This window comes from Pseudomonas sp. GW821-FHT11D10, from assembly GCF_058808435.1.
The window spans coordinates 20,017-44,153 of the sequence record NZ_JBXARR010000002.1; the positions used below are offsets into that span (position 1 = coordinate 20,017).

Here is a 24,137-nt window from a genome sequence, read left to right on the forward strand (position 1 = left end):
GGCAGGCCGGCCAGGAACAAGTCAGGCGCGCCAACGCCAGCGGGCCAGGGCCTTGATGACTTTCATCCAGAGTTTGCGGGTGACCACCACGATGGCGTTTCCAGAAGGGGATTGAGAAGCGTCGGGCAACGTTATCTCAGCGGCCGTATCCAGGCAACCGGGAATTAGCTTGCGCAGATCGTCGATCACCAGCGCCGGGGATTCCTCGGCAATCGGCCGGCCATGGTTGTAGCCATAACTCAGCCCGACACATTTGACCCCCGCCGCTTTTGCCGCCAGCACGTCGCTGCGCGAATCACCGACGAACAGCGATTGCGAGGCCGGAATGCCGGACATCTTCATGACGAAGAACAGCGCCGCCGGATCGGGCTTCTTCTGCGGCAGGGTGTCGCCGCCGATGATCCACTTGAAGTAGCGGCCGATCTTCATCTGATCCAGCAGCGGCGCGACGAAGCGCTCCGGCTTGTTGGTGATCAGCGCCATGACCACGCCCTGCTTGTGCAGCCATTTCAGAGTGTCGCGCACGCCGGGATAGACCACGGTCAGCTCATGGCTGGCGCCGTAGGCTTCCATGAACACCTCCAGCGCATGCTCGGCTTCGACGTCATCCACGGCGGAATGATCGATGCCGCCGGCCAAGGCGCGGCGCACCAGTACCGGCGCACCGTTGCCGACCCACTCGCGCACCGAGTCGATACCGGCAGGCTTGCGCCCGAGGGAGAGCAGCATGTTATCCACAGCCGCCGCCAGGTCGGGTACCGAGTCGATCAGCGTGCCATCCAGATCGAACATCACCAACCGCGGCAGTTGCCCCGGGAACAGCTGCTCAAAACCGCTCATGGGCGAGCCAGCGCCAGTTCGGAACGCATCTTGTCGATGACTTCCTGATAGTTCGGCGCATTGAAGATCGCCGAGCCGGCCACGAAGGTGTCGGCGCCGGCGGCAGCGATTTCACGGATGTTGTTGACGTTGACGCCGCCGTCGATTTCCAGACGGATGTCTCGGCCCGAGGCATCGATGATCGCCCGCGCTTCGCGCAGCTTGTCGAGTGTGCCGGGAATGAATTTCTGCCCGCCGAAGCCCGGGTTGACGCTCATCAGCAGGACCATGTCGACCTTGTCGATCACGTACTTGAGCACGTCCAGCGGGGTCGCCGGGTTGAACACCAGGCCGGATTTGCAGCCGCCTTCACGGATCAGTTGCAGGGAACGATCGACGTGCAGCGTGGCTTCCGGGTGGAAGGTGATGTAGGTGGCACCGGCCTCGATGAAGTCGCCGACAATGCGATCCACCGGGCTGACCATCAGGTGCGCATCGATCGGCGCGGTCACGCCGTACTTGCGCAGCGCGGCGCAGACCATCGGGCCGATGGTCAGGTTCGGCACGTAGTGGTTGTCCATGACATCGAAGTGAACGAAGTCGGCACCGGCGGCCAGAACGTTGTCCACTTCCTCGCCCAGGCGGGCGAAGTCGGCGGAGAGAATCGACGGAGCAATAACGAAGGGCTGCATGACGCACCTTTTCTGAGCTAAATCACGATGGCGCGCATTGTATACCTCAAGTTTCCGCGCGCGCACCGTGACCGCGATGATTGGGTTGTGCCATGACCGGCGGCCGGCAGTTTCTCAGTAGGCCGCCCGGTAGATCTTCTCGATGTCGGCGGCGCTGAGCTTGCGCGGGTTGTTGCGCATCAGGCGCTCGATTCCCGCGGCCTCTACCGCCATGGCCGGGATCGCCTCTTCGGGCACCCCGAAACTGCGCAGACCCAGCGGGATTTCTACCGCCGCGCACAGTTCGGTCATCGCCGCGACGGCGCTGTCGGCCGCTTCATTGAGGCTCAGATGAGCGGTCTTCACCCCCATGGCTTCGGCGATATCCTGCATCCGCTCGACGCAGGCCATCTTGTTCCAGGTCATGACATACGGCAGCAGCAAGGCGTTGCTGACGCCGTGGGCAATGTTGAAACGCCCGCCCAGCGGATACGCCAGCGCATGCACCGCGCCGACCCCGGCATTGCCGAACGCCATGCCGGCCATCAGGCTGGCGGTGGCCATGTCTTCCCGGGCTTGCAGGTTGGATGGGTTGGCGTAGGCCTTGGGCAATGACCGGGCGATCAATTTGATTGCGCCGATGGCCAGTGAATCTGTGATCGGCGAGGCATTCAGCGACAGATAGGACTCGATGGCGTGCACCAGCGCATCGACACCACTGGCGGCGGTGACACTGCGCGGGCAGGTCAGGGTCATCTGCGGACTGACCAGCGCTACGTCCGGCAGCAGGTAATCGCTGACGATGCCTTTCTTCAATTGGGCGACCTTGTCCGAAAGAATCGCCACGTTGGTCACCTCGGAACCGGTGCCGGCCGTGGTCGGGATGGCGATCAGCGGCGGGCCTTTGCGCGGGACCTGGTCGACGCCGAACAAATCCTCCAGCGCACCGTGATAACCGGCATAGGCGGCAACACTCTTGGCGATGTCGATGGCACTGCCGCCACCGAGGCCGATCAGACCGTCATGCCCGCCCTCGCGGTAGACACGCATGCAATCCTCGACGATGGCGATCTCCGGATCCGGCAGTACCCGGTCGAAGATTTCGTACTCGCGCTCACCGATCTGCGCCAGCGCCAGCTCCACCGTGCCGGACTTGACCAGCGCGGCATCGGTGACGATCAGCGGGTTGTCGATGTCCAGCCGCGTGAGTTCGGCCGCCAGTTGCTCGATGGCCCCGGCGCCGGTGATCAGTTTGTGAGCAATCTTGAACGAGGAAAGACTCATCGTGCGCAGCCTCTTATAGATGTGGGAGCTGAGCACAAGCGTAGCTGGGGAATTCGGGTTGTCTGTCATTCAGCGCATGAATGGCAGACAACCCGGATCGTGCAGTCGTCAGACCTGGGCAGTACGCAGCTTCTCACTCCGCCCACGCAACCACTCCAGCGTCAGCAACAAGATCACCGAGAAGGCAATCAGCAGCGTTGCAGCCGCCGCAATCGTCGGACTCAGGTTTTCGCGAATCCCGCTGAACATCTGCCGAGGCAACGTCGCCTGCTCGGGACCTGCAAGAAACAGCGTCACCACCACTTCATCGAACGAGGTCGCAAAGGCAAACAGCGCCCCGGAAATCACCCCCGGCGCAATCAGCGGCAAGGTCACCCGACGGAACGTGGTCAGCGGCGAGGCGCCTAGGCTGGCCGCCGCCCGCACCAGGTTGTGGTTGAACCCCTGCAACGTCGCCGACACCGTAATGATCACGAACGGCACACCCAGCACCGCGTGCACCACGATCAGCGAAAAGAAACTGTTGCCCAGGCCCAGCGGCGCGAAGAACAGGTAACTGGCCACACCGATGATCACCACCGGCACCACCATCGGCGAAATCACCAGCGCCATCACCAGCGGCTTGCCGGGGAAGTCGCCACGGGTCAGGCCGATGGCCGCCAGCGTGCCGAACACCATTGCCAGCACGGTCGCGGCCGGGGCGACGATGATGCTGTTCTTCAGCGAACGCATCCATTCCGCCGAAGCGAAGAAGTCCTGATACCAGTGCAGCGAAAAGCCCTGCAGCGGATACACCAGAAAACTGCCCGAGTTGAACGACAGCGGCACGATCACCAGCACCGGCAGGATCAGAAACAACAGGATCAAGCCGCAGAGGATCCGCAAGCTGTAGAACCACACCCGCTCGACGGGCGACATATAAGGACTCAGCATTTCAAATTCCCCTTAGCTCAGGCGCAGGCGACTGGCGCCCACCAGCCAGCTGTAGATCAGATAAAGCACCACGGTCGCCAGCAGCAACAGCCCGCCGAGCGCAGTGGCCATGCCCCAGTTGATGCTGGTGTTGGTGTAGAACGCGACGAAGTAGCTGACCATCTGATCGTTCGGGCTGCCCAGCAGCGCCGGGGTGATGTAGTAGCCGATGGCGAGGATGAACACCAACAGGCAACCGGCGCCGACACCGGCGTAGGTCTGCGGGAAGTACACCCGCCAGAAACTGGCGAACGGATGGCAGCCGAGGGAAATCGCGGCGCGCATGTAGGTCGGCGAGATGCCTTTCATCACGCTGTAGATCGGCAGGATCATGAACGGCAGCAGGATGTGCACCATCGAGATGTAGACCCCGGTGCGGTTGAACACCAGCTCCAGCGGTTTATCGATGATGCCCATCGCCATCAGCGCGCTGTTGATCAAACCGCCGGATTGCAGCAACACGATCCACGCGGCGACCCGCACCAGAATCGACGTCCAGAACGGCAGCAGCACCAGAATCATCAGCAGGTTGCTTTGACGCGACGGCAGGTTGGCCAGCAGGTACGCCAGCGGATAAGCGAGCACCAGGCAGATCACGGTAATGATCAGGCCCATCCAGAAGGTCCGGGCGAAGATGTCGAGGTAGATCGCCTGATCCGGGGTGGCCGGGGCAATTTCGCCGAGGTCGTCGATGCGGTGATCCACCGCCGCCAACAGATAGAACGGGGTGATGCTGCTGGTGTTGCGCTTCACCGCTTGCCAGTAGGCCGGATCGCCCCAACGCTCGTCGAGGCCCTCCAGCGCTTCTTTATAAGAAGCCGGTTCGCTGGCGAATGGCAGCGAGCGGGCGGTTTTGGTCAGCAGGCTGCGATAGCCGGCCAACTCCATGTTCAGGCGCTTGGACAGATCGCCCAGAGTCTGGTTTTTGCGCGCTTCGGCGAGGTCTTCGCTGGCGGCTTTGTAAACCGGTTCTGCGGGCAGGCCGCGGCCGTCCCACGCAGCAATCGCGGTCACGGTGCGCGGCATGCCGCCGACCACTTCCGGGTTGCCGACGCTTTTATAGAGCAGCGCCACGATCGGCACCAGGAACACCAGCAACAGAAACAGCACCAGCGGCGCGATCAGCGCCTGGGCCTTCCAGCGGTTGACCCGCTCGGCGTGCTTGAGCCGCTGCTTCAAGGTGGGGCTGTTGCCCTCGTTCAGGGGAACGGCGATGGCCATGACGTACTCCGCAAATCTTTTAAATGACGGCGTCACCCTGAGGGTGACGCCGCGTATGCATCAGCCTTACTTCGCAGCCCAGGAATTGAAGCGCTGCTCCAGTTGCTCGCCGTTGTCAGCCCAGAAGCTGACGTCGATCTGCACCTGGTTGGCGATGTTTTCCGGGGTGGTCGGCATGTCTTTCAGGATCGCCTTGTCCAGCAATGGCACTGCCTGTGAGTTGGCCGGGCCGTAGGCGATGTTTTCCGAGTAGGTCTTCTGCTGTTGCGGCTGCACCGAGAACGCGATGAATTTCTTCGCCGCTTCGGCACGCTTGGCGTCCAGGCCTTTCGGGATGGCCCAGGCGTCGAAGTCGTAGATGCCGCCGTTCCACACCACTTTCAGGTTGGATTCTTTCTGCACGGCAGCAATACGACCGTTGTAGGCCGAGCTCATGACCACGTCACCGGAAGCGAGGTATTGCGGCGGCTGGGCGCCGGCTTCCCACCACTGGATGTTCGGTTTCAGCTCGTCGAGTTTCTTGAACGCGCGATCCTGACCGCCCTTGCTGGCCAGTTCCTTGTAGACGTCTTTCGGCGCAACGCCGTCGGCCATCAGTGCGAATTCGAGGGTGTACTTGGCGCCTTTACGCAGGCCGCGCTTGCCCGGGAATTTTTTGGTGTCCCAGAAATCCGCCCAGCTGGTCGGTGCGGTTTTCAGCTTGTCGGCGTTGTAGGCCAGCACGGTCGACCACACGAAGAAACCCACGCCGCACGGCTGGATCGCGCCTTTGACGTAGTCTTCGGACTTGCCGAACAGCGCAGGATCAAGCTGTTCGAACATGTCTTCGTCGCAGCCACGGGACAGTTCCGGCGATTCAACCTCTACCAGATCCCAGGACACGCTCTTGGTGTCGACCATGGCTTTGACCTTGGCCATCTCACCGTTGTACTCGCCGGCGACGATCTTGCCGTTGCCCGCCGCTTCCCACGGTGCGTAGAAGGCTTTGACTTGCGCCGCCTTGTTCGCCCCGCCAAACGACACCACGGTCAGATCCGGCCCAGCGGCCATTGCGCTTGCCGCACCCATCAGGCCCAGGGTCAGGGCTGTGAACTTCAGGGATCTCAACATTTATTGTTCTCTCCACGTGCAGGGTTGGTGTTGGTATTGCCGGGGCGCTTAATGCGCCTCTAGAAGAGGATCGAGCGCGCGAACGTGCTCGACCTGCCAGCCAAGCGGAACCACGTCGCCGACCGCGAGCGCTGGATCGAGCTCGGCAATCGGTTGTTTCACGAAGAAGTCGGTCTTGCCGCAGACTTCCAGGCGCACCCGGACGTGGTCGCCCAGATAGATGAATTCGGCCACCCGCCCGGAGAAGCGGTTGACGCATTGGTCGCTCGAACCGTTGAGGCTGACGCGCTCCGGACGGATCGACAGGGTGACCGGCTCGCCGGTCTGGCCGATGTTGACTGCCAGTGCCTCGACTTTTTCGCCACGCCCCAGCTCGACCACGCAGCGCTCGCCGTTCTGGCTGAGCAGGCGACCGTTGAGGCGGTTGTTCTCGCCGATGAAGTTGGCGACGAAGGTGTTTTTCGGTTCTTCGTAGAGGGTGCGCGGCGGGGCGATCTGCTGGATCTCGCCCTGGTGGAATACGGCCACGCGGTCGGACATGGTCAGGGCTTCGCCCTGGTCGTGGGTCACGTAGACCACGGTCACGCCGAGCCGCTGATGCAGGTGTTTGATTTCCATCTGCATGTGTTCGCGCAGCTGTTTGTCGAGAGCGCCGAGCGGTTCGTCCATCAGCACCAGCTGTGGCTCGAACACCAGCGCACGGGCCAAAGCCACACGCTGTTGCTGACCGCCGGAAAGTTGCGCCGGATAGCGCGATGCGAACGCATCGAGCTGGACCATGCTCAGGACTTTCTTGACCTTGTCGCTGACGTCGCTCTTGTTCAGGCCACGCACGGTCAGCGGAAACGCCAGGTTTTCGGCGACGGTCATGTGCGGGAACAGCGCGTAGTTCTGGAACACCATGCCGATGTCGCGCTTGTGCGGCGGCACGTTGTTGATCGCCCGCCCGGCCAGGAGGATTTCACCGGCAGTCGGGGTTTCGAAACCGGCGAGCATCATCAGGCTGGTGGTCTTGCCCGAGCCGGACGGCCCGAGCAAGGTGAGGAATTCGCCCTTGCGGATGTCCAGGTTGAGGTCTTTGACGATCAGGTTCTCGCCGTCGTAGCTCTTCTGCACTCCACGAAAGCTGACCAGCACATCGCTGGCCCCTGCGTTTGATTCGACCTGGCTCATACCCACACCTTTGTTATTGATGACTGCTGTGGGATTAAGCCTAGTGGCTGCTCGCAGTCACGCAAATCGGGGCGCAGGAGAGAATCGCCTCAGCCGGATGGAAGGCCGGGGGTAGGGATTGCCCTACAAGGATGGCGCGTTTTGGCAAACCCGACGCATGAGTCGGGGCTCAAGCCGCCAGAACCGGCAAAAACGCCTGTCGCTATTGGATATGTCGCTCAGAGGAGCTTGTGTTCCATCGCGTACTTCACCAGCTCGGCGAGCGAAGTGATGTTGAGTTTCTGCATCAGCCGCGCCTTGTGGGTACTGATGGTCTTGCTGCTCAGGGCCAGTTGCTGGGCGATGTCGTTGACGTTGGCGCCCTGGGCCAGGCGTTCGAACACCGAGAACTCGCGCTCCGACAGCAACGAGTGCAGCGGTCGCGTATCGGTCAGGCCGACTTCGAAGACCATGCGGTCGGCCAGCTCCGGATCGATGTAGCGCCCGCCTGCCGCGACCTTGCGAATCGCCGTCAGCAGCAGCGCCGGATCGCTGTCCTTGGTTGCATACCCGGCGGCGCCGACCTTCAGCGCCCGGGCGGCCATCTGCGCTTCGTCGTGCATCGACAGCACCAGAATCGCCGGCGGATGGTTCAGCGCGCGGATCCGCGGAATCGCTTCGAGCCCGTTGACGCCAGGCATCGAGATGTCCAGCAGCACCACTTCGCAGGGCACGTTGCGCAGGGTTTCCAGCAACTGCTCGCCATTGCTCGCCTCCCCCACCACTTGCAGATCCTTGGCCAGGCCGATCAATTGCTTGATGCCTTCGCGAACGATGGTGTGGTCTTCGGCTACCAATACACGGATCACTTACTTCTCCTCATCCAGTGGCACCCGCACGCTCAGCGTGGTGCCCTCGCCCGGCTCGCTGTCGAGTGACAGCTGCCCGCCCATGATCAACACCCGCTCGCGCATGCCCACCAGTCCAAAGGACGTCGGCCTGCCGGCAGCGGCGACAAATCCTACGCCATCATCGCTGACCGTCAGACACAATTCGTCGCCTTCCTGCGCCAGCGTCAGTTCCACAGTATGCGCCTGGGCATGGCGCATGACGTTGGTCAGCGCCTCCTGAAGAATGCGGAACAGGCCGATGGCCTTGGCGTCGCTGAGTGGCGCAAGGTTGTCCGGCACCTGCACCAGACACGGAATCTGCGTGCGCGCCTCGAACCGCCGCGCCTGCCACTCGATCGCCGAGGCGATCCCGGCATCGAGGATCGGCGGGCGCAGCGCCGTCGCCACATCGCGCACCAGCTGGAACAACTGGGCGATCAGGCGCTTCATGCTGTTCAGCCGTTCGTTCAGACCCGGGTCGAGTTGCGCGTAGGCCAATTCGCACATCGACGTCTCCAGTTTCAGCACCGTCAGCATCTGCCCCAGCTCATCGTGAACCTCGCGGGCGATGCGCGCCTTTTCCTCTTCGCGCACGCTTTCCAGGTGCGCCGACAGTTCGCGCAGTTGCTCGCGGGAGGCCGCCAGCTCCAGTTCGATGCGTTTGCTTTCGGTGATGTCCCAGACAATGCCGTCCCAGACGTAAGAACCACCTTCCAGCTGACGGGTGATGGCCTTGATTTCGGCCCAGCGCTGCTCGCCTTGGCGCGTAAGAATCCGGCCCTGCCACGACCAGTCGCTGTCGGTGTCCAGCGCCTGATCCTGAGTCTGGTGATAAGCGGCCCGGTCATCCGGATGCACCAGGCTGCGCAGGCCCATGTCGCGATGGGCGATGGCGGCCGGCGCGTAGCCGACCAGACTTTCGCTGCCCTCACTGATGTAGGCAAAGTCGATCTGCCCGGTCACCGGTGCGCGCTCGAGACGGAACACCAGCCCCGGCACATTGGCCGCGATGCCCTGTAGCCGCGCCTCGCTTTCCTGCAACGCAGCCAGGGCACGACGGCGCTCGGTGACATCGGTGAGATAAACCACCAGGTACTCGCCATCGCGAAAACGCAGGAAGCTCAGCGACACGTCCGCCGGAAGCACGCTGCCATCGGCGCGCACACAGTTGGTTTCAAAACTCAGCGGCCCTTCTTCGCTGGCCCGGGCGCGTTTCCACAGGTTGAGCCAGCGATCCATGTGCAGGCCCGGTTCGAAGTCGATCAACGGCCGGTCGATGATGGCGCCCTGTGGATAACCGAGCATGTTTTCTGCCGCGCGATTGGCGTAGCGCACATGGCTGTCCCAATTGACCCAGAGAATGCCGACGGTGCTCTGATCGATGGAAAACTGGGTAAGGCGCAAGGCCTCTTCGCTGGCAGCACGCAGGGCGATGTCTTCGCGCGCGTCGAACAGGCGTTGCTCAAGGCTGCGTTGCTGACGGCGTTGCCAGAACACAATCGCCACGCAACTGAGCAGCAACACCGCGAACAACAGACTCAGGTTCTGCCAGAAGCCCGGCGATTCGGAAAGCCGTGGGTACTTGGGTTGCAGCCATTGCGCATGCAGGCGTTCCAGATCCTTGGCCGGAATTGCACGCAAGGCACTCTCGACGATCCCGGCCAGCTCCGGCCAGTCGCGGCGGGTGCCGATGCGCAGCAGTTGCGGCAAACCGATGTCACCGACCACCACCAGCCCGGCGAACTCCGGTTCTGCCGACAGCCGACCGAGCTGCGCTTCATCGACCACCGCGTAGGACGCCTGCTGACTCAGCAACAATTGCAGCGCCTGACGCTCCATCGGTACGCCTTGCAGATTCAGGTGGGGATAGTTGCCGCGCAGGTAATCGGCGGTGACGCCGGGCATGCGCACGGCGACGCGGGTCTGGCTGTCGAGCTTTTCCAGCTCCACGGTCGCGCTGCTTTTCTGGTCGCTGACTACCAATTGCGGCACGCGCATGTACGGGTCGGAAAACTGCCACAGACGCAGCCCGCCCGGGGTCTGGGTCAGGCCCGGAGCGATGTCGATTTCGCCGTCCCGGGCGGCGGCCTCGAGTTGGGCCAGATCCTGAAAATTGCGCCAGCTCAGCTCGACATTCAGCGCCCTGGCCAATGCCTTCATCACTTCGACGTTGGCCCCTGACAGCCGCTGCAAGCGCCGGTCGTATTGCGCGTACGGCGCCTGCAACACCAGGCCCACGCGCAATTCATTGTGCTGTGCGAGCCACTGTTGTTCGCTCGCCGACAAACGCGCGAGGTGGCTCGGTGGCGCAGGCGCCGCCCAGCCCATCAAGGGAAACGCCAGACAGCCGATAACCCACAGGCAGCAAAAACGCATCATTGAAGTCTCATACACTGACAAATTCTGACCAACCCATTAGGCTGCCGGGATAACTTCTGGCCTGGAATAACCGATGCCCCCTGTCTATCGCCTGGCAATGCCAGCATTGTGCCTGTCGCTGATCCTGCCTTGTGCGTTTTCCGTCGAAGCCGCGGATCCGGCACCCGCCCCCGCCGCAGAAAAAACCGCCGAAGAAAAACCGGTCGAACGCCAGCCACTGCTTGAGCGTAGTCAGGAAGAAGCCGCGGCACTCGAACGCAAGGTTCCGGCCCAGGAACAACAGCAACTGCAAGCCGGCAGCGACACCTTCCTCGCCTTGTGGAAACCCGCCAACACCGCCGAACCCAAAGGCGCAGTAATCCTAATTCCCGGTGCCGGCGAAACCGCTGACTGGCCCCAGGCGATCGGCCCGTTGCGCCGCAAGTTGCCGGACGTCGAGTGGAGCAGCCTGAGTATCACCCTGCCCGATCTGCAAAGCGATGCCATTGCACCGCGCGTGGCCGAAGCCCCCGCCGCACCGAAAACCGCCGACCCGGGCAGCAAGGATTCGACCACCGCCGAGCCGATCGAACAAGCCGCCGGCGGCGAAGCCGATGTGGCCGACAAGGTCGTTGCTGAATCCACCGAGGAACAGTCCAAGGCCGACGCCGAACGAATCTTCGCTCGCATCGACGCAGCACTGGCCTACGCCGAACAACAGAGCGCGCGCAGCATCGTCGTCCTCGGTCATGGCACCGGCGCCTACTGGGCGGCGCGCTACATGAGCGAGCGGCAAAGCTCGCAGGTCGAGAAGCTGCTGCTGGTGGCCGCGCAAACGCCGGCCAAGGCCAAGCCGGAACTGGTGGAACTGACGCCGACCCTGAAGCTGCCGACAGCGGATATTTTCTACATGGATAAACCGCTGGATCGCAACGCGGCACTGGAGCGCATGCAGGCGAGCAAGCGGCTGAAGACGTCAGCGTTCAGTCAGGTCGCACTCAAGGCCCTGCCGGACAACAAGGCCGAGCAGGAGCAATTGTTCCGCCGGGTGCGTGGCTGGTTGAATCCGCAAAGCCCGGACTGAAGAGCCCGGACTGAAAACGCAGACAAAAAAATCGCAGCCCGACGCTGCGATTTTTTATGCCTAGCGAAAATCCCGCCGTTCACGAATCAACGTGTAGGCATTGTGCAATTCGCGGGTCCTCTCGGTGGCCTCGCGCACCTGCGCCGGCGTGGCACCCGTCCCGGCCACCTTGTCCGGGTGATGCCGGCTGAGCAGGCGTCGATAGGCGCGTTTGATCTGCGCCGGTTCACTGGTGGCCGATACGCCGAGCAGGCGCATCGCCTCCTGATAGCTCACCGCCGCGCTGACGATCGGGCGCTTGTGCGGCTCGTAGTCCGCCGCCAGCGCCTGAATCTGGTGCGTCGTCCAGCCCAGCCACTTGCCCCACTGCGCCAGCAATTCACGCTCGCTGACGCCGGCCCGGCCATCGGCCCAGACCATTCGCCAGCAGGCGCGCAACACGCCTTCGGCCGCATGGGGTTGAGCACTCAAGCGACGCAGATAACCGCGCAGATTGTCGTTGCCGGACTTGCCGCGATTGAACGCGGCAATCGCCCGGCGCTGTGCCGGCTCGCTCATTTCCAGCGCGCGCATCTCCTGACGCGCCTGCTGGATGTGACCGTCCGTGACCCGCCCGTCGCTCTTGGCCAGACGCCCGAGCAACACGAACAACAGTTCGTCGTTGCGCAGCATCGGCCGGCCGCCGAGTTTTTCCCGCAAATGCCCCCAGCTCTGCAAATGCAGGCGCCGATCCAGCGCCTGTCCCAACAAAGCACCAAGCATGGCCCCCGGAATGCTGGCGATAGCAAAACCCGCTCCGGCTCCAATCAGAGTCCCTGGCCACAACATATCAGCGACTCGCTTCTATCAAGGCTTCAGCTTCGGCCAGACGCTCGTGCGTACCGACATCGACCCAGTGACCTTTCAACCGCTCGCCGGTCACTTGCCCGTCCGCCATGGCTTTACGCAACAGCGGCGCCAGTTTGAAGGCACCGTCGGTGCAGCCGTCGAACAACTGCGGATGCAGCACGGCGATGCCGCTGTAGGTCAGGGTCGCCGCGTCGGCCTGGCCATCACGCACCTGGCCGTCGGTCAGGGTGAAATCGCCTGTCGGGTGATGGGCCGGATTGTCCGCCAGCACCAGATGCGCCAGGCCGGTGATCGGCTGATGCAGCACGCTGAAGTCGTAATCGGTCCAGATGTCACCGTTGACTACCAGAAACGCGTCGTCGCCCAACAGCGGCAAGGCGCGGAAAATGCCGCCGCCGGTTTCCAGTGGCTCGCCCTCCGGCGAATACTGGATCGACACGCCGAACTGCGAGCCATCGCCCAAGTGATCTTCAATCTGCTGTCCGAGCCAGGCGTGATTGATCACGATCTCATTGAAACCTGCCGCCGCGAGGGCACGCAGGTGATATTCAATCAGCGGCACGCCGCCAGCTCGCACCAGCGGTTTCGGGGTGGTCAGGGTCAGCGGGCGCATGCGCTCGCCTTTGCCCGCCGCCAGAATCATTGCCTTCATGCCGTCACTCCGCCACGCAGGCTGGCGAGCAGTGCCTGCAGATCCGCCAGCTCGGGACGGCGCGCGATGACCGCTTCTATATAAGAGAAGAAACGCGGCACATCCGCGAGGTAACGCGGTTTGCCATCGCGGTGGCAGATGCGGGCGAAGATGCCGATGACTTTCAGATGGCGCTGCACACCCATCAGGTCGCTGGCACGCAGGAACTCTTCGAAGTCCGGCTGCACCGGGATGTTCAGCGCCGACGCCTGCTGCCAGTAGCTTTCCAGCCAGCCGCGCACACGCTCTTCAGGCCAGCTGAGGAACGCGTCCTTGAACAGGCAGGTCACGTCGTAGGTCACCGGGCCATACACGGCGTCCTGGAAATCCAGTACGCCGGGATTCGGCTCACTGAGCATCAGGTTGCGCGGCATGTAGTCGCGGTGCACCAGCACCTTCGGCTGGGCCAGGGCGCTGTCGATCAGCAGCTCGCTGACCTTTTGCCACTGCTGCTGTTGGGTGGCATCGAACTCGACGCCCAGCTCGCGTTTCACGTACCACTCGGGGAACAGCTCCAGCTCGCGGCGCAACAACGCGACGTCATAGCTCGGCAGCGGCGCCACCATCGGCAGCTGCTGAAAAGCCAGCAGCGCTTGCAGGGCATCGCTGAATAACGCGTCGGCATTTTCGCTGTCGATCACGTCCAGATAGGTCTTGTTGCCCAGGTCATTGAGCAAAAGAAACCCGCGTTCGAGGTCCTCGGCATAAATTTTCGGCACGTTGATGCCGGATTTCGCCAGCAAAAAGGCGATATCCACGAACGGTTTGCAGTTTTCCTGAGGCGGCGGCGCGTCCATCACGACGAAGCTGCGACCCGCGCCTTCCCAACGGAAATACCGGCGGAAACTCGCGTCGCTGCTGGCCGCGGTCAACGTGGCCGGGGGTACGGCTCCCCAGCCCTGATCTGCAAAAAGGGTTGCCAACTGTTCATCGAGCCAAACTTTCAGGTGTTGCAAGCGTACATCTTGATCAGGCATTGCAAGGGTCTCCGACGGCGCTAGCCGTCAAGCGGGTCATGCTTTATTATCCAGCATCTTTTTCAGACCATCGAGAGGCGTGCGGCCCACACCGCGGGCAGATGGCACGCAGGAAGCCCGGACTAATAAGATGGCATTGAAATCCCCCGCGTTTCGTAAAAAATTTCCGTTGTTGGTAACCGGCAGTCTGCTGGCTATGCAACCTCTGGCCAGTTCATTCGTTGTTGCCGCCGAGCAGTATGACTGCGCCGTCTCGGCAACGGGAGGCTGGGCCTGCTCGCCGAAGACGCCGGCCGCTGCCTTGCCGCCGCGTCCCGTGCATGACGGCAGTGCCGTCAGCGCCGCTGGCGAAGCCCCGGCCGAGAGCGGCTCCACCGCGGAGTCCGGGCCCAAGCCGGCACTGGTTACCGAGTCCAAGGGCCGCGGCCTGAAATCCCGTAGCGAAGACTACAGTCACCTCGACTGGGTTCCGCGCGAGAAGCTCACTGCCGCCCAACTGGCCGAGACCGGTCCTTACTGCTCTGGTTCCTATATCGAACCGATTCGTCCTGGCATGAATGACAAGACGAATAAAAGTGACGCCCCGACCTTCATCGGCGCCAAGGCGTCGCGTTATCAGCAGGATTCGCAGGTCGCGAGTCTGGCCGGTGACGTGGTCATGCGTCAGGGCAGCATGCAGGTCGAAGCCGACGAGGCCAACCTGTACCAGGCCGAAAGCCGTGGCGAACTGGCCGGTAACGTGCGCATTCGCGACAACGGCGCACTGATCGTCGGCGACCATGCCGATGTGCAGCTGGACACCGGTGAAGCCAAGGTCGACAACGCCGAATACGTGATGCACAAGTCGCGCATCCGCGGTAACGCGCTGTACGCCAAGCGTGCCGAAAACGCGATCATCCGTCTGAAGGACGGCACGTACACCACGTGCGAACCGAACAGCAACGCGTGGCAGCTCAAGGGCAACAACATCACCCTGAACCCGGCCACCGGCTTCGGTACCGCGACCAACGTGACGCTGCGGGTCAAGGACATCCCTGTCCTGTACACGCCGTACATCTACTTCCCGATCGACGATCGTCGTCAGTCGGGTTTCCTGCCGCCGACCATCGGCACCGGCAGCGACACCGGCTTCATGCTGGTCACCCCGTACTACTTCAACCTGGCGCCGAACTACGATGCCACGTTGTATCCACGCTACATGGCTAAACGCGGTCTGTTGATGGAAGGCGAATTCCGCTACCTCACCAAGTCCAGCGAAGGTCAGTTCGGTGCGGCGTTCCTCAACGACGAGGAAACCGAGCGCAGCAAACAGACCGACTACCAGAAGAATCGCTACATGTACAACTGGCAACACAAGGGTGGTCTCGACTCCCGCGTGTTCACCCAGGTGGACTACACCAAGATCAGCGATCCGTACTACTTCCAGGATCTGCAGACCGATCAGATCGGTGTGAAGAGCGCCGACTTCGTGAACCAGCAAGGCTCGGTGGCCTATCGTGGCGACAACTACACCGCGCGCCTGAATGCCCAGGCCTACCAGCTGGCAACCGTATCGAACATCACCCCGTATGATCGCCTGCCGCAGATCACCTTCAATGGTCGTCTGCCATATCATCCGGAAGGCCTGAATTTCGATTACGAGACCGAAGTCGTTCGCTTTGACCGCGACCTGCAGAATGGCAACTTCGTTAATGAAGATGGCACCGTGGAGCGCCGTCTGGACAATAACGTCATCGGCCTGGCCCGTGCCAACGGCGACCGTCTGAACCTGAAGCCAAGCGTCAGCCTGCCGCTCAACTGGACCTACGGTTTCCTCAAGCCATCGCTCAAGTACCAGTACACCCAGTACCAGCTGGACCTGGACGGTACCGGCAAGAGCCAGATCGTCGCTCAACAGAATGCGGCAGCCGCGACCGGCACCCGATACGTCGGCGGTGAATTCGGCAGCAGCCAGAACCGTGGCGTACCGATCGCCAGCATCGATGGCGGCCTGTACTTCGACCGCAACACCACCTGGTTCGGCAAGAACTATCGCCAGACCCTGGAACCTCGCCTGTTCTATCTCTATGTACCCGAGAAAGACCAGGAAGACATTCCAGTCTTCGATACCAGCGAATACACCTTCAACTATGCGTCGCTGTTCCGTGACAACCGTTTCTCCGGCTCCGACCGCGTCGGTGACGAGAACAAACTGTCGCTGGGCATCGACAACCGCTGGATCGAGGAAGACGGCTTCGAGCGTCAACGCATCAGTATCGGTCAGGCACTCTACTTCAAGGATCGTGAAGTCCAGTTGCCGGGTATTGATCCGAAGACTCGCGACGACGCGCATTCCAATGTTTCGCCGTACGCTCTGGAATACGAATACCGCTGGAACCGCGACTGGCGCACCACTGCCGATTACAACTGGGATCCGGACAGCCGCAGCCCGCGCTCCGGCAGTGCGATGCTCCACTACCAGCCTGAAGACAACCCGAACAAGGTGGTCAACGTCGGTTATCGCTATCGCAACGACCAGGTTCGTTACGACCAGAACACCGGTAAATGGTCGGTCGGCGGCGGTGACTACGGCACCCCGGGCCAGCCTGGCTACGTGAAGGACTACTACAAAATCCAGCAGCATGACTTCTCGGTCATCTGGCCGATCGTTCCGCAGTGGAGCGCGATCAGCCGCTGGCAGTACGACTACAACCGCAATCGCACGCTGGAAGCCTTCGGTGGTTTCGAATATGACAACTGCTGCTGGAAACTGCGCCTGATCAACCGTTACTGGGTCAGCTATGACGAATTCAGTCAGAACGCCCCGGAAAACGAAAAAGGCGACCACGGCGTCTTCCTCCAAATTGTTCTGAAGGGACTCGGCGGCCTCACCGGCGCCAAGGTAGAGAGCTTCCTCGACAAAGGCATCCAAGGTTATCGTCAACGTGAAGACCAAGCTTTCTGATTGTCTGCGCCCGCTGATGCTGGGCGCGCTGTTCCTGGGTACCGCGGCCAACGCCGCGGTGCAGTCCATCGATAAAGTGGTGGCCATCGTCGACAACGACGTGGTCATGCAGAGCCAGCTGGATCAACGCGTCCACGAAGTTCAGCAAACCATCGCCAAGCGTGGCGGCGGTTTGCCGCCTCCGGGCGTACTGGATCAACAGGTGCTCGAGCGCCTGATCGTCGAAAACCTGCAATTGCAGATCGGCGAACGTTCCGGTATCCGCATCACCGATGAAGAACTGAACCAGGCTGTCGGCACCATTGCCCAGCGCAACAACATGACCCCGGAACAGTTCCGCATCGCCCTGTCCCGTGATGGCCTTTCCTATGATGACGCTCGCGAGCAGATCCGCCGCGAAATGGTCATCAGCCGCGTGCGTCAGCGTCGCGTGGCCGAACGCATTCAGGTATCGGAACAGGAAGTGAAGAACTTCCTCGCCTCCGACCTGGGCAAGATGCAACTGTCCGAAGAACTGCACCTGGCCAACATCCTGATTCCGACCCCGGAAAGCGCCAACTCCGAAGCGATTCAGAGTGCTGCACGCAAGGCGATGGAGGTTTACCAGCAGCTCAAGCAAGGTGCTGACTTCGGCCAGATGGCCGTGGCCAACTCCGCCAGTGACAACGCTCTGGAAGGCGGCGACATGGGCTGGCGCAAAGCCGCTCAACTGCCACCGCCGTTCGACCGTGAGCTGAGCAGCATGACACCGGGCGACATCACTCAACCGGCACGCACTCCGGGTGGTTTCATCATCCTGAAGCTGCTGGAAAAGCGCGGTGGCGAGAGCCAGATGCGCGACGAAGTGCATGTACGCCACATTCTGGTCAAGCCAAGTCCGGTTCGCGACGAAGCCAAGACCAAGGAACTGGCTCAGTCGCTCTACAACCGCATCGAAGCCGGTGAAGATTTCGCCGAACTGGCCAAGAAGTATTCGGAAGACCCGGGCTCCGCTCTCAACGGCGGCGACCTGAACTGGATCGACCCGAACGCACTGGTACCGGAATTCCGCGCTGTGATGGCCAAGTCCCCGCAGGGTCAGCTGTCCAAGCCGTTCCAGACCCAGTACGGCTGGCACGTTCTGGAAGTCCTTGGCCGTCGCGCCACCGACAGCACCGAACAGGCCCGTGAGCAGCAAGCGATGACCGTACTGCGTAACCGCAAATACGACGAAGAGCTGCAAACCTGGCTGCGTCAGATCCGTGACGAAGCGTACGTAGAGATCAAACTCCCTGGTGCAGACCAGGCAGCGCAGTGAAACCCAAGCGTTTCGCGCTGACACCCGGCGAACCGGCCGGCATCGGTCCCGACCTTTGCCTGCTGCTCGCCTCGCAAGCCCAGCCACACCCCCTGATTGCCATCACCAGCCGCGACCTGCTCCAAGAGCGGGCCGCGCAGCTGGGGCTGGCCGTCAGCTTGCTGGAAGTGGCGCCTGACCACTGGCCGGACGCTCCGGCGCCCGCCAACAGCCTGTACGTCTGGGACACCCCGCTCAGTGCCCCCGTCGTCGCCGGGCAACTGGACAAGGCCAACGCCGCATTCGTCCTCGAAACCCTGACCCGCGCCGGCAATGGCTGTCTGAACGGCGACTTCGCCGGGATGATTACCGCCCCGGTGCACAAGGGCGTGATCAACGAATCGGGCATCGCGTTTTCCGGTCACACCGAATTTCTCGCCGACCTGACCCACACCGCCCAGGTGGTAATGATGCTCGCGACCCGCGGTTTGCGCGTGGCGCTGGTCACCACTCACCTGCCCTTGCGCGACATCGCCGATGCGATCACGCCGGAGCGTCTGGAACGGGTCACGCGGATTCTGCACGCTGATCTGCAACAAAAATTCGGCATCGCCCAGCCGCGCATCCTGGTCTGCGGGCTCAACCCGCACGCTGGTGAAGGCGGACACCTGGGCCATGAAGAAATCGACATCATCGAACCCACATTGGAGCGCCTGCGCGGCGAGGGCATGGACCTTCGTGGCCCGCTGCCTGCCGACACTCTGTTTACCCCCAAATATCTGGAGCACTGCGACGCAGTGCTGGCGATGTACCACGATCAGGGCCTGCCCGTGCTGAAATACAAAGGCTTCGGCGCTGCGGTCAACGTGACCCTGGGTCTGCCGATCATCCGCACGTCGGTCGACCATGGCACCGCCCTGGATCTGGCCGGCAGCGGCAAGATCGACACCGGCAGCCTGCAAGTCGCCCTGGAAACCGCCTACCAGATGGCCGAGACCCGTTTATGACCGAGCAATACCAACACAAGGCGCGCAAACGCTTTGGCCAGAACTTCCTGCACGATGCCGGCGTCATCGACCGCATCCTGCGCTCCATCAGTGCCAAGGCCGGCGACCGCATGCTGGAAATCGGGCCGGGCCAGGGTGCATTGACTGCCGGCATCCTCAACTCCGGCGCACAGCTGGACGTGGTGGAGCTGGACAAGGATCTGATCCCGATACTCAACCAGCAGTTTGCCGGCAAGAGCAATTTCAGCCTGCATCAGGGCGATGCGCTGAAGTTCGACTTCAACAGCTTGAACGCTGCGCCGAACAGCCTGCGCGTGGTCGGCAACCTGCCGTACAACATCTCCACGCCGCTGATTTTCCACCTGCTGAACAACGCCGGCATCATCCGCGACATGCACTTCATGCTGCAGAAGGAAGTGGTCGAGCGTCTGGCCGCAGGTCCGGGTGGTGGTGACTGGGGCCGCCTGTCGATCATGGTTCAATACCACTGCCGGGTCGAACACCTGTTCAACGTCGGCCCGGGCGCATTCAATCCGCCGCCGAAAGTCGACTCGGCGATCGTCCGCCTGGTACCGCACGCAGTACTGCCGCATCCGGCCAAGGATCATCGCCTGCTCGAGCGTGTAGTGCGTGAAGCCTTCAACCAGCGTCGCAAGACCCTGCGCAACACCCTCAAACAGTTGCTGAGCAACGCCGAAATCGAAGCCGCCGGCGTCGATGGCAGCCTGCGACCGGAGCAACTCGATCTGGCCGCGTTCGTGCGCCTGGCCGACAAGCTCGCCGAACAGCCGGCGAAAGCACCTGAAGCCGACTGACCGGCAATGATCGCTATCGGGCGGGACGCCAACTCTGGTCTACTGCCCGATACTTGCCTAGACTGAATCCCAATCAGCTACGCCCCGCGTCCCGCTTCGTTTTTAAGGCCTTTTGCATGTCCGATCCTCGCTACCAGGTCGATGTCAGTGTCGTTACCCACTATCTGGCAGACCAATCGCAACCCGAGCACGAGCGCTTTGCCTTCGCCTACACCATCACCGTGCAGAACAATGGCGAGCAACCGGCCCGCCTGATGTCGCGTCACTGGGTGATCACCGATGGCGACGGGCATGTCGAAGAAGTGCGCGGCGCCGGCGTGGTCGGCCAGCAACCGTTGATCGGTGCGGGCAAAAGCCACACCTACAGCAGCGGCACGGTGATGACCACCAAGGTCGGCACCATGCAGGGCACTTACGAAATGGTCGCCGACGACGGCAAGCATTTCGATGCGATCATCAAGCCCTTCCGCCTCGCCGTTCCCGGAGCCCTGCACTGATGGCGACGTATGCCGTCGGCGACCTGCAAGGCTGCCTCGAACCGCTCAAATGCCTGCTGAAGCAGGTCGCGTTCGACCCGGCTCTGGATCGCCTGTGGCTGGTGGGCGATCTGGTGAACCGGGGCCCGCAGTCGCTGGAAACCCTGCGCTTCCTTTATGGCATGCGCGACTCGCTGGTCTGCGTACTCGGTAATCACGACCTGCACTTGCTGGCAGCGGCGAAGAACATCGAGCGCATGAAAAAGTCCGACACGCTGCGTGAAATCCTTGAAGCGCCCGACTGCGCCGAACTGATGGAATGGCTGCGCCAGCAGCAACTCATGCACTACGACGAACAACGCGAAGTGGCCATGGTGCACGCGGGCATCCCGCCGCAATGGTCACTGCGCAAAGCACTCAAGTACGCTGAAGAAGTCGAGACCGCGCTGCGTGACGACAACCTGCTTCCACCCTTTCTCGACGGCATGTACGGCAACGAGCCGGCGAAATGGGACAGCGATCTCAAAGGCGTGACACGCCTGCGAGTCATCACCAATTACTTCACCCGCATGCGTTTCTGCACCGCCGAAGGCAAGCTCGACCTCAAGAGCAAAGAAGGCCTCGACACCGCGCCGCCGGGCTACAAGCCCTGGTTCCAGCACAAGGAACGCAAGACCCGTGGCCTGCGGATCATTTTCGGTCACTGGGCGGCACTGGAAGGCAACGTTCACGAGCCTGGCATCTCGGCCCTCGACACCGGTTGCGTATGGGGCGGCAGCCTGACCCTGATGAATGTCGACAGCGGCGAACGCCTGTCATGCAAATGCGACGAACACGGGGCCGTCCTGCCCACCGTCGCGCCACTGATCACCGAATCTTCTCCCGTCAGCGCCCCGCGCTAGACTGCGTTTTCAGCCGAGCCACAGGAGCCCGCCATGAGCGAATTCAAACGTATCCCCCCGGAACAGGCCCAGGCCCTGCGCGAGCAAGGTGCTGTGGTCGTCGACGTCCGTGACCCGGCAACATTTGCCGCACTGCACATCAGCGGCTCGAAGCATCTGGATAATCATTCCCTCCATGCTTTCATCCAGGGCGCTGACCTCGATGCCCCCACCGTCGTGGTCTGCTACCACGGCAACTCGAGCCAGGGTGCTGCGGCGTACCTCGTGAGCCAGGGCTTCTCCGACGTCTACAGCATGGATGGCGGCTTCGAACTGTGGCGTACGACTTTTCCTTCGGAAACCGCGCAAGGCACCTCCGAATAATTTTTTTGTAACGTGCAGGCCCCGGCTCCCGCGGGCTTGCGCAGTGGCAGACGAACGGTCTGCCACAACTAATTACGTATCTCGCCTTTACCTCCTGAATTCCCAACTATCCTTAAGCCCAGGCCATCCAAAACAGGGGAGAGCCGGTACACCGGCGCACGGGTCATCGGGAGTGACTTTCGCGATTGTCGATCGCGAAAGTGTTCTGGGGGGTAAACAACAGCTGCCATCGCAGCTGCTTGCCAGCATCGACTGAGTGATCCGGCGTCGGCTCCACGTATCGAGCGAGGTGACGTCATGAGTATCTTTAGCCACTTCCAACAACGCTTCGAGTCCACACGCCAGGAAGAACTCTCGCTGCAAGAGTACCTGGAGCTGTGCAAGAACGACCGTAGCGCCTACGTTTCCGCCGCCGAGCGTCTATTGCTGGCCATCGGCGAACCGGAGCTACTCGACACCTCGACCAATTCGAGGCTGTCGCGCATCTTTTCCAACAAGGTGATCCGCCGCTATCCGGCCTTTGAAGACTTCCACGGGATGGAAGAATGCATCGACCAGATCGTGTCGTATTTCCGCCATGCCGCTCAGGGTCTGGAAGAGAAGAAACAGATCCTCTATCTGCTCGGCCCTGTCGGCGGCGGTAAGTCGTCTCTGGCCGAGAAGCTGAAACAGCTCATCGAAAAAGTGCCCTTCTACGCGATCAAGGGCTCGCCGGTGTTCGAATCGCCTCTGGGTCTGTTCAACGCCACCGAAGATGGCGCGATCCTCGAGGAAGACTTCGGCATTCCACGGCGCTACCTGAACACCATCATGTCGCCATGGGCCACCAAGCGCCTGGCCGAATTCGGCGGCGACATCAGCCAGTTCCGCGTGGTCAAACTGTACCCGTCGATCCTCAACCAGATCGCCGTGGCCAAGACCGAACCGGGTGACGAGAACAACCAGGACATCTCCGCGCTGGTGGGCAAGGTCGATATCCGCAAACTTGAAGAATTCCCGCAGAACGACGCCGACGCCTACAGTTACTCCGGCGCGCTGTGCCGGGCCAACCAGGGCCTGATGGAATTCGTCGAAATGTTCAAGGCACCGATCAAGGTGCTCCACCCGTTGCTGACCGCCACTCAGGAAGGCAACTACAACAGTACCGAAGGCCTCGGGGCGATTCCGTTCACCGGGATCCTGCTGGCCCACTCCAACGAATCGGAGTGGCACACCTTCCGCAACAACAAGAACAACGAAGCCTTCATCGACCGGATCTACATCGTCAAGGTGCCGTACTGCCTGCGTGTGAGCGACGAGGTGAAGATCTACGACAAACTGCTGTTCAACAGCTCCCTGGCCAAGGCGCATTGCGCTCCGGACACCCTGAAGATGCTGGCGCAGTTCACCGTGCTGTCACGCCTGAAGGAGCCGGAAAACTCCAACATTTACTCCAAGATGCGGGTGTATGACGGCGAAAACCTCAAGGACACCGATCCGAAGGCCAAGTCGATCCAGGAATACCGCGATGCCGCGGGCGTCGACGAAGGCATGAACGGTCTGTCGACCCGGTTCGCGTTCAAGATCCTGTCCAAGGTCTTCAACTTCGACCCGCACGAAATCGCTGCCAACCCGGTACACCTGCTCTATGTGCTGGAACAGCAGATCGAACAGGAACAGTTCCAGGCCGAGACCCGCGAACGCTATCTGCGTTACCTGAAAGAGTACCTGGCACCGCGTTATATCGAATTCATCGGCAAGGAGATCCAGACCGCCTACCTCGAGTCTTACAGCGAGTACGGCCAGAACATCTTCGACCGCTACGTGCTGTATGCGGACTTCTGGATTCAGGATCAGGAATACCGCGATCCGGAAACCGGCGAGATCCTCAACCGCGTCGCCCTCAACGAGGAGCTGGAAAAAATCGAGAAACCGGCCGGTATCAGCAATCCGAAGGATTTCCGCAACGAAATCGTCAACTTCGTGTTGCGCGCCCGAGCCAACAACAACGGCAAGAACCCGACCTGGCTCAGCTACGAAAAACTGCGGGTGGTCATCGAGAAGAAAATGTTCTCGAACACCGAGGACCTGCTGCCAGTCATCAGCTTCAACGCCAAGGCCAGCAAAGAGGATCAACAGAAACACAACGACTTCGTTACACGAATGGTCGAACGCGGCTACACCGACAAACAGGTACGACTGCTCTCCGAGTGGTATCTGCGGGTCAGAAAATCACAGTAAACCGCGGCCGGTCAGACCGGTTGTCGTCAGCCCGAGGCCTGTGCGCGCAATTTCTG

Annotated in this window: 21 protein-coding genes; 9 read left to right on the plus strand and 12 right to left on the minus strand. The window is 61.7% G+C overall.

What is annotated here, in order from left to right; all coding sequences use genetic code 11:
- Positions 1–21: 21 nt before the first annotated feature.
- The 9 genes from AC1RT4_RS06515 to AC1RT4_RS06555 all read right to left on the minus strand — a co-directional run bounded on the left by AC1RT4_RS06515 (position 22) and on the right by AC1RT4_RS06555 (position 10,498).
- Positions 22–840 carry a phosphoglycolate phosphatase gene (locus AC1RT4_RS06515; RefSeq protein ID WP_493084526.1) on the minus strand — a complete coding sequence of 273 codons (819 nt, stop codon included), beginning with the start codon at positions 838–840 and terminating at the stop codon, positions 22–24.
- Positions 837–1,511: a ribulose-phosphate 3-epimerase gene (rpe, locus tag AC1RT4_RS06520; protein ID WP_007918813.1), complete on the minus strand. Its 675-nt coding sequence runs from the start codon at positions 1,509–1,511 to the stop codon at positions 837–839. Before rpe ends, AC1RT4_RS06515 begins: the two co-directional genes overlap by 4 nt.
- 114 nt (positions 1,512–1,625) lie before the next feature.
- Positions 1,626–2,774 (minus strand): iron-containing alcohol dehydrogenase, encoded by a 1,149-nt coding sequence (locus tag AC1RT4_RS06525; RefSeq protein WP_011336197.1) that lies wholly within the window; start codon positions 2,772–2,774, stop codon positions 1,626–1,628.
- 108 nt (positions 2,775–2,882) lie between these two features.
- Positions 2,883–3,707 carry an ABC transporter permease gene (locus AC1RT4_RS06530; protein ID WP_011336198.1) on the minus strand — a complete coding sequence of 275 codons (825 nt, stop codon included), beginning with the start codon at positions 3,705–3,707 and terminating at the stop codon, positions 2,883–2,885.
- Positions 3,708–3,719: 12 nt separating this feature from the next.
- Positions 3,720–4,967: an ABC transporter permease gene (locus tag AC1RT4_RS06535; RefSeq protein WP_007959935.1), complete on the minus strand. Its 1,248-nt coding sequence runs from the start codon at positions 4,965–4,967 to the stop codon at positions 3,720–3,722.
- A gap of 66 nt (positions 4,968–5,033) precedes the next feature.
- A complete protein-coding gene (locus AC1RT4_RS06540) occupies positions 5,034–6,077 on the minus strand; it encodes an ABC transporter substrate-binding protein (protein ID WP_007959933.1) in 1,044 nt (347 codons plus the stop codon).
- A gap of 48 nt (positions 6,078–6,125) precedes the next feature.
- Positions 6,126–7,250, minus strand: coding sequence for an ABC transporter ATP-binding protein (locus tag AC1RT4_RS06545; protein WP_007959931.1), 1,125 nt, complete (start codon positions 7,248–7,250; stop codon positions 6,126–6,128).
- A gap of 218 nt (positions 7,251–7,468) precedes the next feature.
- Positions 7,469–8,098: a response regulator gene (locus AC1RT4_RS06550; protein ID WP_179693504.1), complete on the minus strand. Its 630-nt coding sequence runs from the start codon at positions 8,096–8,098 to the stop codon at positions 7,469–7,471.
- Entirely contained in the window at positions 8,099–10,498 is a 2,400-nt protein-coding gene (locus tag AC1RT4_RS06555) for a PAS domain-containing sensor histidine kinase (RefSeq protein ID WP_007959927.1), read from the minus strand.
- 73 nt (positions 10,499–10,571) lie between these two features.
- Here AC1RT4_RS06555 and AC1RT4_RS06560 point away from each other — a divergent pair, with 73 nt between their 5' ends.
- A complete protein-coding gene (locus AC1RT4_RS06560; protein ID WP_273904202.1) occupies positions 10,572–11,561 on the plus strand; it encodes an alpha/beta hydrolase family protein in 990 nt (329 codons plus the stop codon).
- A gap of 60 nt (positions 11,562–11,621) precedes the next feature.
- Here AC1RT4_RS06560 and AC1RT4_RS06565 read toward each other — a convergent pair whose 3' ends face one another.
- Genes AC1RT4_RS06565 through AC1RT4_RS06575 form a run of 3 tightly spaced genes read right to left on the minus strand, consistent with a single transcriptional unit; the run spans position 11,622 to position 14,078 of the window.
- Complete coding sequence (locus tag AC1RT4_RS06565; protein ID WP_007959923.1) at positions 11,622–12,389, minus strand: TerB family tellurite resistance protein; 768 nt, start codon at positions 12,387–12,389, stop codon at positions 11,622–11,624.
- A 1-nt stretch (position 12,390) separates the two neighbouring features.
- The gene (gene murU, locus AC1RT4_RS06570) at positions 12,391–13,062 is read right to left on the minus strand and encodes an N-acetylmuramate alpha-1-phosphate uridylyltransferase MurU (RefSeq protein WP_493084532.1); all 672 of its coding nucleotides are present in this window, start codon (positions 13,060–13,062) and stop codon (positions 12,391–12,393) included.
- Positions 13,059–14,078, minus strand: coding sequence for an aminoglycoside phosphotransferase family protein (locus AC1RT4_RS06575; RefSeq protein WP_493084534.1), 1,020 nt, complete (start codon positions 14,076–14,078; stop codon positions 13,059–13,061). Before AC1RT4_RS06575 ends, murU begins: the two co-directional genes overlap by 4 nt.
- Before the next feature lie 130 nt (positions 14,079–14,208).
- Here AC1RT4_RS06575 and AC1RT4_RS06580 point away from each other — a divergent pair, with 130 nt between their 5' ends.
- The 8 genes from AC1RT4_RS06580 to AC1RT4_RS06615 all read left to right on the plus strand — a co-directional run bounded on the left by AC1RT4_RS06580 (position 14,209) and on the right by AC1RT4_RS06615 (position 24,081).
- The gene (locus AC1RT4_RS06580; RefSeq protein ID WP_493084536.1) at positions 14,209–17,022 is read left to right on the plus strand and encodes an LPS-assembly protein LptD; all 2,814 of its coding nucleotides are present in this window, start codon (positions 14,209–14,211) and stop codon (positions 17,020–17,022) included.
- A complete protein-coding gene (surA, locus tag AC1RT4_RS06585; protein ID WP_493084538.1) occupies positions 17,003–18,319 on the plus strand; it encodes a peptidylprolyl isomerase SurA in 1,317 nt (438 codons plus the stop codon). The genes AC1RT4_RS06580 and surA overlap by 20 nt, the downstream gene beginning before the upstream one ends.
- Complete coding sequence (pdxA, locus tag AC1RT4_RS06590; RefSeq protein WP_102685686.1) at positions 18,316–19,305, plus strand: 4-hydroxythreonine-4-phosphate dehydrogenase PdxA; 990 nt, start codon at positions 18,316–18,318, stop codon at positions 19,303–19,305. The genes surA and pdxA overlap by 4 nt, the downstream gene beginning before the upstream one ends.
- Complete coding sequence (gene rsmA, locus AC1RT4_RS06595) at positions 19,302–20,120, plus strand: 16S rRNA (adenine(1518)-N(6)/adenine(1519)-N(6))-dimethyltransferase RsmA (protein ID WP_493084540.1); 819 nt, start codon at positions 19,302–19,304, stop codon at positions 20,118–20,120. The genes pdxA and rsmA overlap by 4 nt, the downstream gene beginning before the upstream one ends.
- A gap of 116 nt (positions 20,121–20,236) precedes the next feature.
- Complete coding sequence (gene apaG / locus AC1RT4_RS06600; RefSeq protein ID WP_064380341.1) at positions 20,237–20,617, plus strand: Co2+/Mg2+ efflux protein ApaG; 381 nt, start codon at positions 20,237–20,239, stop codon at positions 20,615–20,617.
- Complete coding sequence (locus AC1RT4_RS06605) at positions 20,617–21,498, plus strand: symmetrical bis(5'-nucleosyl)-tetraphosphatase (RefSeq protein WP_493084543.1); 882 nt, start codon at positions 20,617–20,619, stop codon at positions 21,496–21,498. The genes apaG and AC1RT4_RS06605 overlap by 1 nt, the downstream gene beginning before the upstream one ends.
- 33 nt (positions 21,499–21,531) lie before the next feature.
- Positions 21,532–21,861 (plus strand): thiosulfate sulfurtransferase GlpE, encoded by a 330-nt coding sequence (gene glpE / locus AC1RT4_RS06610; protein WP_007959911.1) that lies wholly within the window; start codon positions 21,532–21,534, stop codon positions 21,859–21,861.
- Between the two features lie 297 nt (positions 21,862–22,158).
- Positions 22,159–24,081: a PrkA family serine protein kinase gene (locus AC1RT4_RS06615; protein ID WP_493084545.1), complete on the plus strand. Its 1,923-nt coding sequence runs from the start codon at positions 22,159–22,161 to the stop codon at positions 24,079–24,081.
- The last annotated feature ends 56 nt before the right edge of the window (positions 24,082–24,137 follow it).